We start from the raw sequence: 15,919 nt of genomic DNA, 5'->3' as shown, positions 1-15,919 counted from the left end.
ACGCCCCCGCAACCCCTCCAAAACTACTTTCGCTTTGGTCTTGCCATCAAAGACCCGCTTCCGCATCGCTGAATCCTCCTTGTGAATTCAGCCACAATCTACTCCATTCATCCTACCCTGTCACTAATGGGGAGCAGTATACCACCTTTCCAATTTACCTCTTCGCTAATGCCGGTTTCATCTTTTCCTGTAACGACTCGTTTTAATCGAGGTAAACAAAGGGTTTCTGCATGCTCTCCTATTTCAATGCCTATCCACTTGCGGTTTAATTTGTGAGTGACGGCAGCTGTTGTACCACTTCCGAGAAAGGAATCCAACACCCATTCTCCCGGTTTAGTGGAAAGTTCAATAATACGCTTGATTAGACGTTCGGGTTTGGGAGTCGAGAAGACTTGACCTTCGGTTTTGAATATCTCCTTAATTTCTCGTTTACCTTCCTGATTATCTCCTACCTCATCTCGTAGCCAAATAGTCATTGGGACTACGCCCTCATTAACTTCCGATAGAAATTTCTTTTGTCGGGGAACATTGTTGCCTGTTTTACCAAACCATATTCTATTATCTTTAAGTAATTCTTTGTATCTTTCTTTTGTTACAACCCAGCATCTACCTTTTGTTGGAAGTATTGTTCTTCCAGATGGAGTTTTGATTGGATAAACCTTTTCTGGAACAACCGGCCCGACAGAAAAGTCGCTGCTTGTCCAATCACCGCGTGGGTCATTATCTGGATTACTATATCTTTTACCTTGTTTCTCTGTGCGCGGAAGAGGGTTTAACTTGAATTGGTCATTTTTTTTCGCGTACCCCAAAATAAAATCGTGATTGTCAGAGAATCCTTTTCTGAGATTCACGGGGGCAAATGCTTTTTGCCAGATAATTGTACATAAGAAGTTTGACCGTCCGAATATTTCATCCATAATAACTTTTAAATGTGCCATCATATCGTCATCGATTTCTACAAAAATTGCCCCATCATCTTTAAGTAACTTCCAAAGAAGTTCTAACCTACACTTCATCATGGATAACCAAATGGTATGCTCCAGGCCATCATCGTAATGTTCAAAAGCTCCACCAGTATTGAACGGAGGATCTATGTAGATACATTTAATTTGTCCAGCAAAATGACGCTCCAATGCCTTCAAAGCAAGAAGGTTATCCCCTTTTATGAGAAGGTTGTCGCTTTGTTCATAGAGGTTATCGAGGTTATCGGGGTTTACCTTTCCAATTTTTTCCAGTTGGACCAAAAGCCGGGATTCCAAGTCGGCTTTTGTGCCCCAAACGGGTTTACCGTTTTCCTCTAAGCGCAGAAGGACTTTTTCCTTATTGGGCCAAACGAGTTCAAGGCGCTTGCTCATAGGTTTGGTTGCCTAATAAACGAAGTTTGACGGAATTGGTAAAGGGCAAAGAAGGCGGACACAAGATTCGCCCCTACAAATGCAAAGGCAAAAACGGGCAGGCACGGAGGCCAGCCCCTACGAAGGCAACCCCCTATAGTCCCCCTTAAGACAGAAAGACGGGCAGACACAAGGCCCGCCCCTACAAATACATTACAATTTTACAATATTCTTGAACTTCTTGGAGAGATTGCCCATGGCGTTGCGGGAAAGAATCACCCCCTCCGGCGCGGTGCGCCTCGTCCCCCTTAAATACAGGGGGACAGAAAGGCACGTCACGCCGTGCCTCTACGGAAACGAAAGACAAGGACGGGCGGGTTGGGTCGCCTTTGTCGACCTGAAATACCCGCCCCTACAGGGGCGAAAGACAAAAGCGGGTGGTTTTCGGATGTTGACTTTGTGAAAAAAATAGCGTATTATCGATGCCGAACGGGATGGCTGATATACTAACCCTTAGTGAAACCAGTCGCCCCCGTCCGGAGGGACAGTGGAAGGCCAAACTTTCCAAGGCGTTCTACGAAAAACCGACTCTGGTGGTGGCCAAGGAACTATTGGGAAAATACCTGGTCGTCCGGCACCCCAACCGCATCCTTTCAGGCAAAATCGTTGAGACCGAAGCGTATGTGGGAGAGGATGATCCCGCCTGCCACGCGGCCGTGGGGCTTACCGACCGCAACCATATAATGTACGGGCCGGGGGGGTTCGCCTACGTCTATTTCATCTACGGAATGTATCACTGTTTGAACTTTGTCACCGAACAGGAGGGGTTCCCGGCGGCGGTTTTAATCCGCGGCGTGGAACCGGTCGAAGGTATCGAGGAAATGAAACGGAGGCGGGATAGCCGCTCGGTTTCCGGTCTGGCCAACGGCCCGGGAAAAATCTGCCAGGCGTTCGGCATCGACAAAAGCTTTTACGGCTTGGAGTTGACCGGTACCCGCATCTGGGTGGAGGACCGCGGGGAGAAGCGCCCGGCCATCACCCAGTCGGCCCGCATCGGGATAGCGGCCGGGAAGGAAAAACCCTGGCGGTTCTACGTCCCCAAAAGCCCCGGCGTTTCCAAAGACGGCAAGAAAAGGTAGCCCTACGAGTCCCAAAGTTTCCCACAGAAGCCGCACGGCGGCTTCCTCCGGCAACGCAAAGCCGGCGAACAACCACAAGCGGCTGAAAAGCGACGATCTGCACATCAGTTCCTTCAAGAACATGATGACGCAGTTCGACGAGGCGGCACGAAGGCTTTCCATCGACCCGCGCTACGTCGATTTAATCAAACTGCCGCGGCGTTCCGTCATCGTGCAACTCCCCGTGCAGATGGACAACGGGACGTTCAAGATGTTCACCGGCTACCGGGTTCAGCATTCGATTATGCGGGGCCCGGCCAAGGGGGGGATCCGGTTCCACCCGGACGTCACCCTGGACGAAGTGCAGGCCCTGGCGGCCTGGATGACCTGGAAATGCGCGGTGGTCGGCATTCCCTTCGGCGGGGCCAAGGGGGGGGTGGCGTGCGACCCGGAAAAGATGTCGCGCGGGGAGCTGGAGCGGCTGACGCGGCGCTACACGGCGGATTTGATGGATGAAATCGGACCGGAGAAGGACGTTCCGGCGCCGGACGTGAACACCGACTCGCAGACGATGGCCTGGATTATGGACACCTACAGCATGCATATGCGCCACACCGTCACCTCCGTGGTCACCGGCAAGCCGATTGAGCTGGGGGGTTCGCGGGGACGGCGGGAAGCCACGGGTCGCGGGGTTCTGTTCTGCGTTCAGGAAGCGGCCAAGCATTTGAAGCTTTCTTCGCGCGGGGCCAAGGTGGTGGTGCAGGGGTTCGGCAACGTCGGCTCGGTGGCCGCCGATTTGCTGGCGAAGGAGGGCTCGAAAATCATCGCCGTGACCGACGTGCACGGCGGGGTGTATAATCCGGCGGGACTGGACATGCCGAAGCTTTTGGACTACGTAAGAAAATCCCCCAACAAGACGGTGGCGCGCTTTCCCGGGAGCCGCCCCATCACCAACGAGGAACTGCTCAAACTGGAGTGTGACGTTTTGATTCCGGCGGCCTTGGAGAATCAAATCACCGAGGAGAACGCCCACGAAATCCGCTGCAAGATACTGGCGGAGGGGGCCAACGGGCCGACCACGCCGGCGGCGGACATCATTCTGGACAAGCGGGGGGTTTTCATCATCCCGGACATCCTCTGCAACGCGGGGGGGGTCACCGTCTCCTACTTTGAATGGGTGCAGGACCGGATGGGGTATTTTTGGGAGGAGAACGAGGTGAACGCCCGGCTGGATTTGATCATGCGGCGCTCGTTCGCCGAGGTTTTGAAATTGTCGCTGGAGCATAAAGTGAACATGCGCATCGCCGCCTTCATGCTTTCCATCAAACGGGTCTGGGATGCGATGGTGATGCGCGGCATCTACGCCTAAGGCCTCCCATGGAGCTGGGAGTCCGTGATTACATTCTTCTTGCTCCAGCCCTAATCTTCGCTTTAACCTTTCACGAATACGCCCACGCCTGGATGGCCAACCGGCTGGGGGATCCCACCGCGAAATATCTGGGGCGGCTCTCCTTCAACCCGCTCGTCCACTTGGACATCTACGGGCTTTTGGTTCTGGTGATGTCCGGCTTCCGCTTCGGCTGGGCCAAGCCGGTGCCGTTCGACCCGCGCAATTTGCGGCATTTAAAGCGGGATATTCCTCTCATCGCCGTCGCCGGACCGACGATTAACGTCATCATCGCCATCTGCTCGTTCGCCGCCTTGCGCGTGGCGGGGGCCGCGGCGCCAGGAAATTTTCAGGAGGGAATTTTTCAGCTTTTGACCTATTTCATTTACATCAATCTGTCGCTGGCGTTTTTCAATTTGATTCCGGTGCCCCCTTTGGACGGCTCCAAAATCCTGTACGGTTTTCTCCCCCCGTCCAAGGATTACATCTACCACAATCTGGAGCGGATGGGGCCGATTCTGCTTTTGGGGCTGATACTTCTGAACGCCTTCACGCCGTTTAAAATCATCAGTTTTCTGGTCGGCCCGCTGGTGGAATTCACCGTCCGGTTTTTAGGTGCCATCTTTTTTTAAGCTTTTGCCGGCGGCGGGGCTTCTTGTTTGCTCCTGCGCGGCGGGGCTGGACCGCGCTTCGCTCGAGAAAAAAGTTTTTTCTTCCAACAAAAAATGGAAAAAGGAGATTCAGTCGGCCAAAAACGCCGCCTATTTGGTGCGCTTTGCCGCCCGTGGGCCGAAGGGGAAGGGCTCCGGCAGTTTGGAAGTGTACTGGCTGGCCGGGGATACCGTGATTCTCTTCAGTCCGGGGCTTTTTGGCAAGGGCTCGCTTCGCGGGCGATGGGTTTTGGGGGAGAGTTTTTTGGTTTATTTTCCCCGCGAGAAGAGCTACTACAAAGGGAGCTGGGAAGATTTTCTTCTGGGTATAAAAAGCCAAACTTTGGACGTGGACAGTCTGATTTTCGGAATCCTGTCGCGGCGGGCTTTCTTGGCCAGAACCGATTCGCTTGTTCCGGAGTGGAAGGAAGGGAATTGGGTTTGTGGCGACCGCTTGGGAAGCTGGGAAAGGGAGTTTATATTCAACCGGCGCGGGTGGCTTTCGGGCATGAACTGGAAACACGGGCTGCTTTCGGTCCGGGCGGAAGCGGAGATGAGCCACAAACCCCCGGAGATACCCTTGGTGCGGCGGCTGGAGTGGGAGTACTTTATGCAGGAGGCCAAAGCCAAGTTTGAGGTGGAGCGCATGGTCGTCAACGCCGAAATCCCGGCTTCCAAGAAAAATTTCAAAATCCCCGGCGACGCCATCCAACTGGAGAAAATAGAGATAAATGAAGAGCGTTGAACGGGCACTGAAGAATTTGGGGCTGGGGTTTTTCCGGTTGTTTTTCGGAAGCGAAAAACTCGCTTCCATTCCGGAACGGCTGAAAAACCCGAAACGGATTTTGGTTGTGCGGGCGGATGCGCGACTGGGAAATCTGGTTTTCTCACTGCCGTTCGTTTCGGCTTTAGGGCGGAAATTTCCGCAAGCGGAGATTAGCTTTTTGGTTTCGGCGCAGTTTGCGGAGCTTTTGAAAAACGAAAGCGGATATGAAGTGTTGTCTTTCAACAAGAGGAAAGCACGAAATCCGCTCTATGTTTTGGATTTGATGAGCCGGCTTTCGGCCAAAAAGTTCGATTGGTGTTTTGACCTATCCAGCCCGCAGTCCCCCTCATTCACCAACAGTTTTCTATGCGGGCTTGCGCGCACACCGGTGCGCATTGCCTACCGGAGCAGATATGCAGAGTCGTTTGATAATCTGCTTTTCGAGCCGGAGAGGGATTCCGCCTTGTGGGAGCAATTCTTAAAACTTTTGGAAAAGGTTTCTCCGGGTAAGGCGGAATTCGGGAGGGTGTTGAATCTGACCGCCGAAGAAAGAAAAAAGGCCGAGGAGTTTTACGGCCAGAGCACTTCTCCTAAAGTCGGTGTTTTTCTTGGCGGACGGGGGGGGAAAAAGTGGGAAGCCGAAAAGTGGTTGGATGTCGCGGAAAAATTGACCGGTTGGGGCTGTTCGATTTATTTGTTTTACGGGCCGGATGGAAAGGAGATGAGCAGTACCGGCGTTCCGGGGATTACACCGGTGACTCCCAGGCCGATACGGGAGTTTTCCGCCTTGCTTTCCGGATTGAATTTGTTCGCATCCGTTGACTCCGGGCCTTTGCATCTCGCTTCGGCATTAAACGTAGCGGTTCTGGGGGTTTACTTTAGCTCCGACCCGGTGCGGTTTCTCCCGATGGGGGAGCGAAAAAGCATTCTTGTTGAGACCAAAGCGGCCTTAAGCCCGGAGCGGGTGGCGGAAGCGGCGATGGAGATGCTGGAAGAAAAGCCGGCCCGGCGGGCGGCCGTTGGCGCGCGGGGGAAATGAAACTCTACTTGCGGCTTTGGCCTCACCTGCGGCCGTTTTTCAAGCCGCTTTTCCTTTCAATGTTTTTCACCGTTCTCTTCGCCTTCTTTTCGGCCGGGCTGGTCTGGCTTTTGGGGCCCTTGGTAAAGACGCTTTTCGTTTCCGGCGGTACTCTCCCCTCGCTGGAACCATCCGTTCCCGAAGTAGCCGGGACCATGGGGCAGCTTAAAAACTGGAACGAGCAGTTGAAATACACGTTGGAACACCAACTCCTGGCCGGGAGCAAGACGCGCGCTTTGGGAATCATCTGCCTATTGGTCGTTGTTTTCGCCTTTTTTAAAAATCTTTTTTATTACCTGCAGGGGTATCTGCTCGCCCGCGTACAGCAGGGGGTGGTACGGAATCTGCGCAACGAGCTTTTCGCCCATTACCAGGCGTTATCACTATCCTTTTTCTTCCGCTCCAAAACGGGGCATTTGATTTCGCGGGTGACCAACGACGTGGCGCTTTTGTCCGACACGTTGGACGTCTGCTTTTCGCGGCTCGTCAAGGAACCGCTTTTGGTCGTTTTCTTTCTCGTTTTTCTTTTCACCATTTCCGTCAAGCTTACGCTCTTGGGGATGGTTTTGATTCCGCTTTCGGCACTTCTGGTAAAAAAGCTGGGGGAATACCTCAAGCGCTACGCAGAGCGGACGCAGGAGCGGATGGGGGAGATGAGCTCGGCCTTGCAGGAAACCGTGGGCGGGGCGCGGGTGGTGAAAGCATTCGGCACGGAGCGTTTCGAGACCAACCGGTTTTTGAGCATTTCCGAGCGGTATTTCCGGGCGATGCTCAAGCTGGCGCGGGTGCGCTTTTTGGCCCATCCGGCCAGCGAAATGCTGGGGATCGGTGTCATCGTTTTGGTCCTCTGGGTTGGGGGGAGCGACGTTTTGTCCGGCCGGGGACTGGCGCCGGAGGATTTTGCCCTCTATTTATTTTCCCTTTTTTCCCTGATTGCGCCGGTGAAAAGTCTGGGAATCGTGCAGGGGAAGCTGAAAGAGGGGGAGGCGGCCCTGGGGCGGGTTTTTGAAATTCTGGACACCACTCCCTTGATAAAGGAGGATCCTCATCCGGTCGGCAAAAAGACCGTCGAGCAAGGAATTGAGTTCGAGCGGGTGCGCTTTTCCTACGTACCGGAAAAGGAAGTGCTGCACGATATCTCGCTTAAAATCCCGGCCAAGAAGCTGGTTGCGCTGGTCGGTCCCTCCGGCGCAGGAAAATCCACCTTTCTTGATTTGCTGGCCCGTTTTCACGACCCGGAAGGCGGACGAATAATGCTCGACGGCGTTGATTTGAAAAAAATCCGGCTGGCCGACTTGCGCGCCCTTTTCGGCATCGTCCCGCAGGAGGTGATTTTGTTCAACGAAAGTGCGCGCTACAACATCGCCTACGGGCTGGAAAACGTTCCGCTTGGCGCCATCCAGGAAGCGGCCCGGCTGGCGAACGCGGCGGACTTCATTGAGAAAATGCCGGAGGGGTACGACACGTTGGTCGGCGACCGGGGAATGCGGCTTTCCGGCGGGGAGCGGCAGCGGATGGCTTTGGCGCGGGTTATTTTGCGCAATCCACCGGTTTTGATCTTGGACGAGGCGACCAGCTCGCTGGATTCCGAATCGGAACGGCTCGTGCAGGAGGCGCTCGCTCAAATCCTGCCGGGACGGACGACTTTCGTCATCGCCCACCGGCTTTCCACCGTGCAGCAGGCGGATTTGATTTTGGTGATGGAGGGGGGGCGGGTAGTGGAGATGGGACGGCATGAAGAATTATTGGCGCAAAACGGGGTATACCGGCGGCTTTTTGAGGCCCAGTACTTCAGTGCGCTCAAAGAAGTGGGGGTGTAATGGAGCCGGTGATGGTTGAACCGGAGGAGAAGCGGGAGGCGGCCGAAAGTGCGCCGCGGCGGTTTCACCTCATCAACACCATCAAATTTTGGGGGGGCGGGGAGCGTTTCACCTTTGATTTGGCCTCTGGCCTGCGGGAAAGAGGTTATGACGTGCGGGTGTACGGGCGGCCGGGGAAGGAGCTTTTACGGCGGGCGGAAGCGGCGGGGATGGCCAGCGTTCCGTTCCATGCAAACTTTGACTACGACCCCCTGCCGCTTTTGAAATTGTTTCCCCGCACCGGACGGGACGTTTTTTTGGCAATGGCACCGCGGGATTTGAAGCTGCTCCGGCTCATGACCCTTTTACGGACGGACTCGAAACTTTTCTGGTATCTCGGCGTTTGCTATCCGGAGAACAACCGGGAGTACCGCTGGCTTTTGAAAAACGGGAAAATCCGGCTCGTGGCGGTTTCGGAATTCATCAAAACGGAGGTTCTTTCGCGCGTGCCGCAGGTTGCGGACCGGATTTCGGTCCTGCCCGCGGGGGTTGAAATTCCTGAAGCCGATACTGCTTCGGCGCGCCGAACGCTGGCGGAACGGTACAAAATTCCTCCCGACAAGCTTTTTTTGGGGATTTTTTCCCGATTGGTGGAAGGGAAAGGGCATTTGCTGCTTTTCTGCGCGCTTGAGCAAGCCCGGAAGTCCGGCTCGGGTTTCCATCTTTGGGTGGTCGGCAAGGGGGATAAAAGCGAACTTTTCGAAAAGGAGGCCCGCGAGCGGGGCTTGGCGGACCACGTCACCTTCACCGGTTTCCAAACGGACGTGACTTCTTTTATGGCCGGGGTGGATGTTGTTTGTCTCCCCTCGGAAAAGGAGCCGTTCGGCTACGTGGTTCTGGAGGGGATGGCCCTGGGCAAGCCGGTACTGGCCTCCGCCTCCGGCGGGCCCTTGGAGATTTTGACGGACGGGGAGGACGGGATTCTGCTTCCGTCCGATAATCCAGAAGCTTGGGAATCGGCCATCGTCGCGCTGGCTCAAGACGTTAATAGAAGGGAACGGCTGGGGGGCGCGGCGAGGCGGACGGTGAAAGAGCGATTTTCGCAAGAGCGCATGATTACAGGGTTTTTGGAAATCGTGAATGCGGATTCTACAGTCGGTCGCGCTTGAGGGGCGGAGCGCCGGCAGCGAATACGCGCTGGGATACAGCCGGGCTTTGCAGGACCGGGGACACGCGGTTTCCTTTTTGACCGTCCCGGAAAGCCGGACGCATCGGCGAGCGCAGGAGTTGGGATTGCAAGCGGTGGAGGGGATTGACTTATCGGAAAGAAAACTTGCGTTTCTGCGGAACTTGTCCAGGTTAAAGGGAGTGCTTGAAAAATTCCAACCGGAAGTTGTGCTGGCACATTGGGGGCCGGACCACACGGCGTGGGGATGGGCGTTGCGCAAGGCAAACATTCCATTGGTGCGGGTGCGCTCGCATTCACCTTTGATTCCCAACCGGCATTTTGCGGCGCGCTGGCTGGTCAAACGGACGGCGCTCTTCATCGTGGGGAACGGCGTGCAGCGGAAACAGTACGTCGAGGAGCTGAGCGTGCCGGAAGCAAGGGTGGTGCAGATCCCATTCGGGATAAAAACGGCGGATTATCCTGTTTCGCCGGCCGCTTCGACAGCCGGACGGGCCCTGCGGATTTTGCAGTTGGGGCGGTTTTCGCCGGTGAAGGGGCATCGGTTTTTGTTTCAAGCATTGGGAAAGCTGAAACCGGAAATCAAAACCCCGTTCCGGCTGACCGTGGCGGGGTTCGAAGCGGAGCTGAAAGCATCCGACTTGCAGAAGTGGAAGGAGGAATCGGGGCTGGGGGAGGAGATTGAGATTCTTTCCGATGCGCCGGATATTCGAGGTTTGATCGCGGCTTGCGATTTCGGGGTGGTGGCTTCCACCGGTTCGGAGGCCGCGGCGCGGGTGGCGCTCGAATTTATGGCGACCGGAAAACCGGTTCTGGCTTCGCGCGTGGGGATTCTGCCGGAACTTGTGGACGAGCAATGCGGCTGGCTTTTTGAGCCGGGTGATTTTGAAAGTTTTGCCTCCGCCTTCAAGCGGGCGCTCGCGCAGGCAAACCGTTACCCAGAGATGGGGAAGGGGGCGCGGGGCAAGGTGGAGGCGGATTTTGATTTGGAAAAGCTGACCGGCAAAATGGAGTCGGTTTTGCAAAAGCTGGTGAAGAATGCCTAAGATTTCAGCGGTCATCCTGACCAAAAACGAGGAACGGAATCTGCCGCGGTGTTTGGGGGCTGTCCGCTGGGCGAATGAGATTCTGATTTTGGATTCGGGGAGCACGGACGGGACGGTGGAAATTGCCAAAAAATTCGGAGCGAAGGTTTTTCAACTGCCGTGGGAGGGGTTTGGAAAACAGAAGCAGAAGGGGGTGGAGCTGGCAACCGGGGAGTGGGTTTTGTCCATCGATGCGGATGAAGTTGTCACCCCGGAGCTTAAAGAGGAAATCGCGTTACGATTGACCACCGACAACGGCACGGCGGGGTACTTTTTCAAGCGGAAGGCGTTTTTTCTGGACCGGTTCGTTACGCACGGGGGGTGGTATCCGGACTGGGTTTTGCGGCTGTTCAAAAAGGATAAAGGAAAGTTCACCCCGGCGCCGGTGCACGAGTCGGTCATCCTGGACGGGCCTTCCGCCCGGCTCGAAGCGGATTTGCTGCATTACACCGACCCGGATTTTTCGCATTATCTGGCGAAGCTGAACCGCTACACGGATCTTTCGGCGCGGGAGCTTTTTGAGCGGGGGGAGCGGGGGTCGCTCTTCAAAATTCTGGCCAACCCGGCGGCGAAGTTTTTTTCGCAGTATCTTTTGAAGGCGGGATTTCTGGACGGGCGGGCGGGGTTCATTCTGGCCGGGGCCTCGGCCTTTCACGTTTTTTCCAAATATGTGAAGCTGTGGGAATTGTCGCGGGGTAGGAGCGGTTCACGAACCGCCCCTACAAAGTAATATGGAAATAAAAAAGATTCTGGCGGTGCGGGATGACCGGATGGGGGATTTTATCCTTACGCTTCCGGCCATCTCCGCGTTGCAGGAGGCGTTTTCCTCCGCGCGGCTCACGGTGGCCGTCTCTCCCAGCGTTTATCCTCTTGCAGTGCGGCTTTTGCCGGGGAAAAACGTTTTCAGCCATACTGGAGCGTTTTCCCAATTCTATTCCTTCCTGAAGAACGAGGGATTTGATTTGGCCGTTTTTTTTCGCCCGCGGCCGGGGACGGCAGTCGCCGCCTTTTTGGCCGGGGTGCCGAAGCGCCTGGGGACGGGGTACCGGGGGTACGGTTTTCTTTACAACCTCAAACACTACGAGCACCGGCATAAGGCGGAAAAGCAGGAAGCGGAGTATTCACTTGGGCTTTTGAAGCCGCTGGGCATCGAGAAAAATCTGCATTTCGAGACCGTCGGCATTGATGCAAAAGAGGCGGAGGCGGTCTGGAGAAAATTCGGGCTGGATTTAACTAAAAACTGGGTTGCCGTTCATCCCGGTTCGGGGGGGTCGTCGCCAAACTGGCCGAAGAAAAATTATGTTGAGCTGGCCAGGAAATTATCCGAGGACGGGTTTTCGGTTTTGTGGACGGGTTCGGTTCCAGAATTACAAGGTGTAGACGAGCTTGGTATATCGCTGGCTGGAAAAACGGAAATTTGGGATTTGGCCTGTTTGTATTCCCGCTGCAAATTGGTTATCGCTCCCTCCACAGGCCCCTTGCATCTGGCGTCACTCGTTGGCACGCCGGTTGTCGGAATCTACAGCCCCGTGCGGGTCAATTCACCGCGGCGCTGGGGGCCGCTCGGGCCAAAGGCCAAAACGCTTGTTCCTCCGCTGGAGGAATGCAACTGCAAAGCCAGAGCATGCCGCCGGGGAAATTGTATGGAGCTTCTCCAATTAGGTGATGTTTTTCAGGCAGCTTTGGCCGAGCTTTCTAAAACTGCAACCCCTGTTTCCCATCCACAAACCACCCCCCAAGGTTGACACCCTTCGGGGCGGGTAATAGATTGAATTTGAGCGGCCGCCGGTATTACCGCCGCGCAAACTGCCGAAGCTAATTCTATGAATCTGGCCGAATTCATCATCAAAGTCGAGTCCTTCAACGCCAACATCGACATCCCGCTGGTGCGGCGGGCGTACGAATTCTGCGACCGGGCGCACGCCGGGCAGAAGCGGGAGTCAGGCGACCCGTTCATCGAACACTGCCTGGAAGTGGCGTTCGTTCTGGCGGAACTGCACATGGACTCCGCCACCATCGCCGCAGGGCTTCTGCACGACGTTCTGGAAGACACGCCTGTGACCAAGGAGCAAATCAAGCAGGACTTCGGCGAGGATATCGCCGAGCTGGTGGATGGCGTCACCAAGCTGGGAGAATTCAAATTCCAGAGCGTGGAAGAGGAGCAGGTGGAGTATTTCCGCAAGCTGCTTCTATCGATGGCCAAGGACATCCGGGTGATTGTCATCAAGCTGGCCGACCGCTTGCACAATATGCGGACTTTGGAGCATCTCCCCAAGGATAGAATCGCACGCATCGCCACCGAAACGCGGGACGTGTACGCCCCTTTGGCGCACCGGTTCGGCATCGGGAAACTCAAATGGGAACTGGAGGACTGGGCGTTCAAATACCTAAATCCGGAGGCGTACCGGGAGCTTTCCGAAAAGGTTCAGGCCCGGCGGGAGGAACGGGAGGCGTACCTCCAATCCGTCATCGACCCGATTTCCGCGCAACTGGAAAAGGCGGGAATCAAGGCGGAAATCAAGGGGCGGGCGAAGCATTTCGACTCGATTTTCCGGAAGATGCAGCTGCGCAAAAAACCGTTCGAGGAGATTTACGATTTGTTCGCCATCCGGGTCATCGTGGAAACCGTCCGGGACTGCTACCATGCGCTGGGGCTCGTGCACCAGCTCTGGACGCCGATACGGGAAAGCTTTGACGACTACATTGCGCTGCCGAAATCGAACGGCTACCAGTCCCTGCACACCACCGTGATCGGCCCCTTGAACCGGCCGGTGGAGATTCAAATCCGCACCTTTGAGATGCACCGGCTGGCGGAGTTCGGCATCGCCGCCCACTGGCTCTACAAGGAGGGGAAAAAGACGGCGGACGAGGGGGACAAGCACGTGGCGTGGCTTAGGGAAATCATCGAATGGCAGAAGGACATGGCCTCACCCACGGAATTTCTGGAATATCTGAAGCTGGATTTGTATGCCGACGAGGTATTCGTTTTCACCCCCAAAGGGGAACTGCGGGAACTTCCCAGGGGGGCCACGCCGCTCGATTTTGCCTATGCCATCCACACGGACGTGGGAAACCGCTGCACGGGGGCGCGCATCAACGGGGTGATGCGGCCGCTTTCGACGCCCCTGCAGTCCGGCGACGAGGTGGAAGTCATCACCTCCCCGCACCAGACCCCCACCCAGGACTGGCTGAAAATCGTGCATACCTCCCGCGCCCGCTCGAAAATCCGCCACTATCTCAAAATGAAGGGATACGAGCAGGCGGTTGCGCTGGGGAAGGAGATGCTGGAGCGGGAGGCAAAAAAACTCCGGCTCAAACCGACCGATGCGGAGATTTTGGATTTGGCGATGTCTTTTTCCTACACCTCGGCAGAGGGGCTTTTTGCCGCCTTGGGGGATGGGACTTTATCCCTGCTCACCGTCATCCACAAACTGGTCCCGGAGAGGAAACCGGAAACGGATTTGTCCCTTTTCCGAAAAATCATCGAAAAGGCGAAAGGGGAACCGAAGGGGGTAAGCATCAGCGGGAGTTTTTCCGGCGGGGATTTGATGTATCGCCTCGCGCGCTGCTGCCAGCCGATTCCGGGGGAACCGATTGTCGGCTTCATCACCCGCGGGCGGGGGATTTCCATCCACCGGCGGGACTGCCCGAATGCGGCGGGGCTTCTCTCCGACGGGGACCGGACGCTGAAGGTGGACTGGAACGTGGAAGGGACACAGGCGTTCGTGGTGCGGCTCAAATTGATTGTCGAGGAGCGGAAAAACATTCTGCGCGACGTGGCGGACGCCGTGGCCAAGGCGGATTCCAACCTCCGCTCGGTAGGGCTGGAGAGTATAGGACGGGCGACGCCGGGGCATTTGATCGTCGAGGTGAAAAACGTCGCCCATTTGGCGCGGGTCATAAAAGAGCTGAAGAAAGTGAAAGGGGTGGTGGAAGTGGAGCGGGTGAGCGAGCAGGAAGGGGAGGGGTAGATAGTTCTTTCATATTCCCCGGAGCAGGGGCTCCGGGCTACCCCTAAAGAAGCGATTTATGCAGAGGATTTCATCGGTGCAGGCGGGTTTTGAACATGTTAGTGTTTTGGGAAAACCTTCAGAAGTACCGGCGGGAATTTTTGTTTCCAAAAAGCCGGTGGAAAGCAAGGGCGAGTTTTTGAGAACGGCTTGGGCGCAGGCGGGATTTGAGCCGAAAATGCCGGTCTATCTGAAACAGGTGCATTCCGGGACGGTTGTCCGATTCCTGAACGGCGAACGCCCGATGCAAGTTCCAACCGGGGATGCGGCCATCACCGATTCAAAGGATTTATTTCTCGTCATTCAAGTGGCGGATTGTTTACCTGTTTTGTTCTTTGACCCGGCCAGAAAATTGATTGCCGGGGCGCATGCCGGATGGAAGGGAAGTTTGCTTGGAATCGTGCCGGAAGTTGTACGCCAAGTGGTGCTGTTCGGTTCACGGGTCGAAAACCTTCGCATCTGGCTTGGGCCCTCGATTCATTCCTGCTGTTATGAAGTGGACGTGGAGCGCTCGGCTATGTTTCCGCGCAGTCCGGATTCCCCGCGCCACATTGACCTGTTGGCCTTCAACCGGCAACTGCTAAGAGAAGCCGGCGTCCGCGCGGAAAATATTTTTGAGGATGAGCGCTGCACGGCCTGTTCGGCGGAAAAATTTCCCTCCTATCGCCGGGACGGCAAAAAGGCGGGGCGGATTTTTGCCTGCCTCGCTTTGAAATAAGGAACCGCCCCGACATTTTGCCGGTATAAAGAAAGCAAACAGGAGTTGGTCTTTTCCCTGACGGGCAGGCCATCTTCGGAAGAGGAGGTTTCATGTTTCGCAACCTGCTTTTGGGCATCGGAGCGGCCGGATTGTTATCCGTTCCCGCCTGGGGGCTTACGGGAGGAGGGTTCGGCGTCCGGGGAGGGCTGGTCTCGAATTTTCAGACCGGCGGCAATCCGACCGGGGCGCAGTTCCCCAAGAAGATGAACATGGTGGGGGTGCATTCCAACTTTGCCTCCGCCTCGCTTTTGATGCTGGAGGCCTCGCTGGAGTACAACTGGAAAGAGGAGAACCAAAGCGACCCGATTTTCGGCTCCTATAAAATGAAAATCAACGATTACTCGGCCAACGCCTTTGCCAAGCTGCGGCTGCCGACCGGGAGCTTAAAGCCGTACGGCGGGGGAGGCATCGGCCTGCACCGGCTGGCGTACTCCGTCTCCAATGCCTCCGGCGTGGTTTTGATTCCGGAGGATGAGACCAAGCCGGCCTACCATGCGATGGCGGGAATGGCCTTTGCCCCGCTGGCGGTTCCTTTGGAAATATTCGGCGAGTACCGCTGGACCTGGGTGATCACGGAAGACAAGAAAACGGAATTTCCTACATTTCTGGCGGGGGTGACGCTGAGGCTTTAATCGATACATTCCTAAAGGGGCCGGACGCTCGTCCGGCCTCTTTTTTTATCCCGTTCTTCCGGTTAAGGAACTATGGGATGTTTCCGATACTATTGTTGGTAAGGATGCAAAGCA

General features: G+C 55.8%; 14 protein-coding genes. 13 read left to right on the top strand and 1 reads right to left on the bottom strand.

The window, feature by feature from the left end:
- Positions 1–107: 107 nt before the first annotated feature.
- Positions 108–1,355, bottom strand: coding sequence for a site-specific DNA-methyltransferase (locus tag VNL73_00640; protein HXF47916.1), 1,248 nt, complete (start codon positions 1,353–1,355; stop codon positions 108–110).
- A gap of 473 nt (positions 1,356–1,828) precedes the next feature.
- Here VNL73_00640 and VNL73_00635 point away from each other — a divergent pair, with 473 nt between their 5' ends.
- From VNL73_00635 to VNL73_00575, 13 genes are all read left to right on the top strand, one after another.
- Entirely contained in the window at positions 1,829–2,473 is a 645-nt protein-coding gene (locus VNL73_00635) for a DNA-3-methyladenine glycosylase (GenBank protein ID HXF47915.1), read from the top strand.
- Positions 2,474–2,594: 121 nt separating this feature from the next.
- The gene (locus VNL73_00630; protein ID HXF47914.1) at positions 2,595–3,821 is read left to right on the top strand and encodes a Glu/Leu/Phe/Val dehydrogenase; all 1,227 of its coding nucleotides are present in this window, start codon (positions 2,595–2,597) and stop codon (positions 3,819–3,821) included.
- Positions 3,822–3,829: 8 nt separating this feature from the next.
- Complete coding sequence (locus VNL73_00625) at positions 3,830–4,471, top strand: site-2 protease family protein (protein ID HXF47913.1); 642 nt, start codon at positions 3,830–3,832, stop codon at positions 4,469–4,471.
- Positions 4,455–5,234, top strand: a complete 780-nt coding sequence (locus tag VNL73_00620) for a hypothetical protein (protein ID HXF47912.1) — start codon at positions 4,455–4,457, stop codon at positions 5,232–5,234. The genes VNL73_00625 and VNL73_00620 overlap by 17 nt, the downstream gene beginning before the upstream one ends.
- On the top strand, positions 5,221–6,294 hold the full coding sequence (locus VNL73_00615; GenBank protein ID HXF47911.1) for a glycosyltransferase family 9 protein: 1,074 nt from the start codon (positions 5,221–5,223) through the stop codon (positions 6,292–6,294). The genes VNL73_00620 and VNL73_00615 overlap by 14 nt, the downstream gene beginning before the upstream one ends.
- Positions 6,291–8,153, top strand: coding sequence for an ABC transporter ATP-binding protein (locus tag VNL73_00610; protein ID HXF47910.1), 1,863 nt, complete (start codon positions 6,291–6,293; stop codon positions 8,151–8,153). The genes VNL73_00615 and VNL73_00610 overlap by 4 nt, the downstream gene beginning before the upstream one ends.
- The gene (locus tag VNL73_00605; protein ID HXF47909.1) at positions 8,153–9,301 is read left to right on the top strand and encodes a glycosyltransferase family 4 protein; all 1,149 of its coding nucleotides are present in this window, start codon (positions 8,153–8,155) and stop codon (positions 9,299–9,301) included. Before VNL73_00610 ends, VNL73_00605 begins: the two co-directional genes overlap by 1 nt.
- Positions 9,273–10,364, top strand: a complete 1,092-nt coding sequence (locus VNL73_00600; GenBank protein HXF47908.1) for a glycosyltransferase family 4 protein — start codon at positions 9,273–9,275, stop codon at positions 10,362–10,364. The genes VNL73_00605 and VNL73_00600 overlap by 29 nt, the downstream gene beginning before the upstream one ends.
- Complete coding sequence (locus VNL73_00595; protein ID HXF47907.1) at positions 10,357–11,133, top strand: glycosyltransferase family 2 protein; 777 nt, start codon at positions 10,357–10,359, stop codon at positions 11,131–11,133. Before VNL73_00600 ends, VNL73_00595 begins: the two co-directional genes overlap by 8 nt.
- Before the next feature lies 1 nt (position 11,134).
- Positions 11,135–12,148 carry a glycosyltransferase family 9 protein gene (locus VNL73_00590; protein ID HXF47906.1) on the top strand — a complete coding sequence of 338 codons (1,014 nt, stop codon included), beginning with the start codon at positions 11,135–11,137 and terminating at the stop codon, positions 12,146–12,148.
- A 78-nt stretch (positions 12,149–12,226) separates the two neighbouring features.
- Complete coding sequence (locus VNL73_00585; protein HXF47905.1) at positions 12,227–14,374, top strand: bifunctional (p)ppGpp synthetase/guanosine-3',5'-bis(diphosphate) 3'-pyrophosphohydrolase; 2,148 nt, start codon at positions 12,227–12,229, stop codon at positions 14,372–14,374.
- 58 nt (positions 14,375–14,432) lie between these two features.
- Positions 14,433–15,131 (top strand): peptidoglycan editing factor PgeF, encoded by a 699-nt coding sequence (pgeF, locus tag VNL73_00580; GenBank protein ID HXF47904.1) that lies wholly within the window; start codon positions 14,433–14,435, stop codon positions 15,129–15,131.
- Positions 15,132–15,223: 92 nt separating this feature from the next.
- A complete protein-coding gene (locus tag VNL73_00575; protein HXF47903.1) occupies positions 15,224–15,805 on the top strand; it encodes an outer membrane beta-barrel protein in 582 nt (193 codons plus the stop codon).
- The last annotated feature ends 114 nt before the right edge of the window (positions 15,806–15,919 follow it).

This window comes from Verrucomicrobiia bacterium, assembly GCA_035574275.1.
Lineage (GTDB): Bacteria > Zixibacteria > MSB-5A5 > DSPP01 > DSPP01 > DSPP01.
Note: the sequence above shows the minus strand (reverse complement) of the source record. Positions and strands in the feature narration are given on the sequence as shown.

What these genes read in the sequence shown, in the direction of transcription:
- VNL73_00640 (HXF47916.1), bottom strand. Translation starts at nt 1,355, where the DNA reads ATGAGCAAGCGCCTTGAACTCGTTTGGCCCAATAAGGAAAAAGTCCTT.
- VNL73_00635 (HXF47915.1), top strand. Translation starts at nt 1,829, where the DNA reads ATGGCTGATATACTAACCCTTAGTGAAACCAGTCGCCCCCGTCCGGAG.
- VNL73_00630 (HXF47914.1), top strand. Translation starts at nt 2,595, where the DNA reads ATGATGACGCAGTTCGACGAGGCGGCACGAAGGCTTTCCATCGACCCG.
- VNL73_00625 (HXF47913.1), top strand. Translation starts at nt 3,830, where the DNA reads ATGGAGCTGGGAGTCCGTGATTACATTCTTCTTGCTCCAGCCCTAATC.
- VNL73_00615 (HXF47911.1), top strand. Translation starts at nt 5,221, where the DNA reads ATGAAGAGCGTTGAACGGGCACTGAAGAATTTGGGGCTGGGGTTTTTC.
- VNL73_00610 (HXF47910.1), top strand. Translation starts at nt 6,291, where the DNA reads ATGAAACTCTACTTGCGGCTTTGGCCTCACCTGCGGCCGTTTTTCAAG.
- VNL73_00605 (HXF47909.1), top strand. Translation starts at nt 8,153, where the DNA reads ATGGAGCCGGTGATGGTTGAACCGGAGGAGAAGCGGGAGGCGGCCGAA.
- VNL73_00600 (HXF47908.1), top strand. Translation starts at nt 9,273, where the DNA reads ATGCGGATTCTACAGTCGGTCGCGCTTGAGGGGCGGAGCGCCGGCAGC.
- VNL73_00595 (HXF47907.1), top strand. Translation starts at nt 10,357, where the DNA reads ATGCCTAAGATTTCAGCGGTCATCCTGACCAAAAACGAGGAACGGAAT.
- VNL73_00590 (HXF47906.1), top strand. Translation starts at nt 11,135, where the DNA reads ATGGAAATAAAAAAGATTCTGGCGGTGCGGGATGACCGGATGGGGGAT.
- VNL73_00585 (HXF47905.1), top strand. Translation starts at nt 12,227, where the DNA reads ATGAATCTGGCCGAATTCATCATCAAAGTCGAGTCCTTCAACGCCAAC.
- pgeF (HXF47904.1), top strand. Translation starts at nt 14,433, where the DNA reads ATGCAGAGGATTTCATCGGTGCAGGCGGGTTTTGAACATGTTAGTGTT.
- VNL73_00575 (HXF47903.1), top strand. Translation starts at nt 15,224, where the DNA reads ATGTTTCGCAACCTGCTTTTGGGCATCGGAGCGGCCGGATTGTTATCC.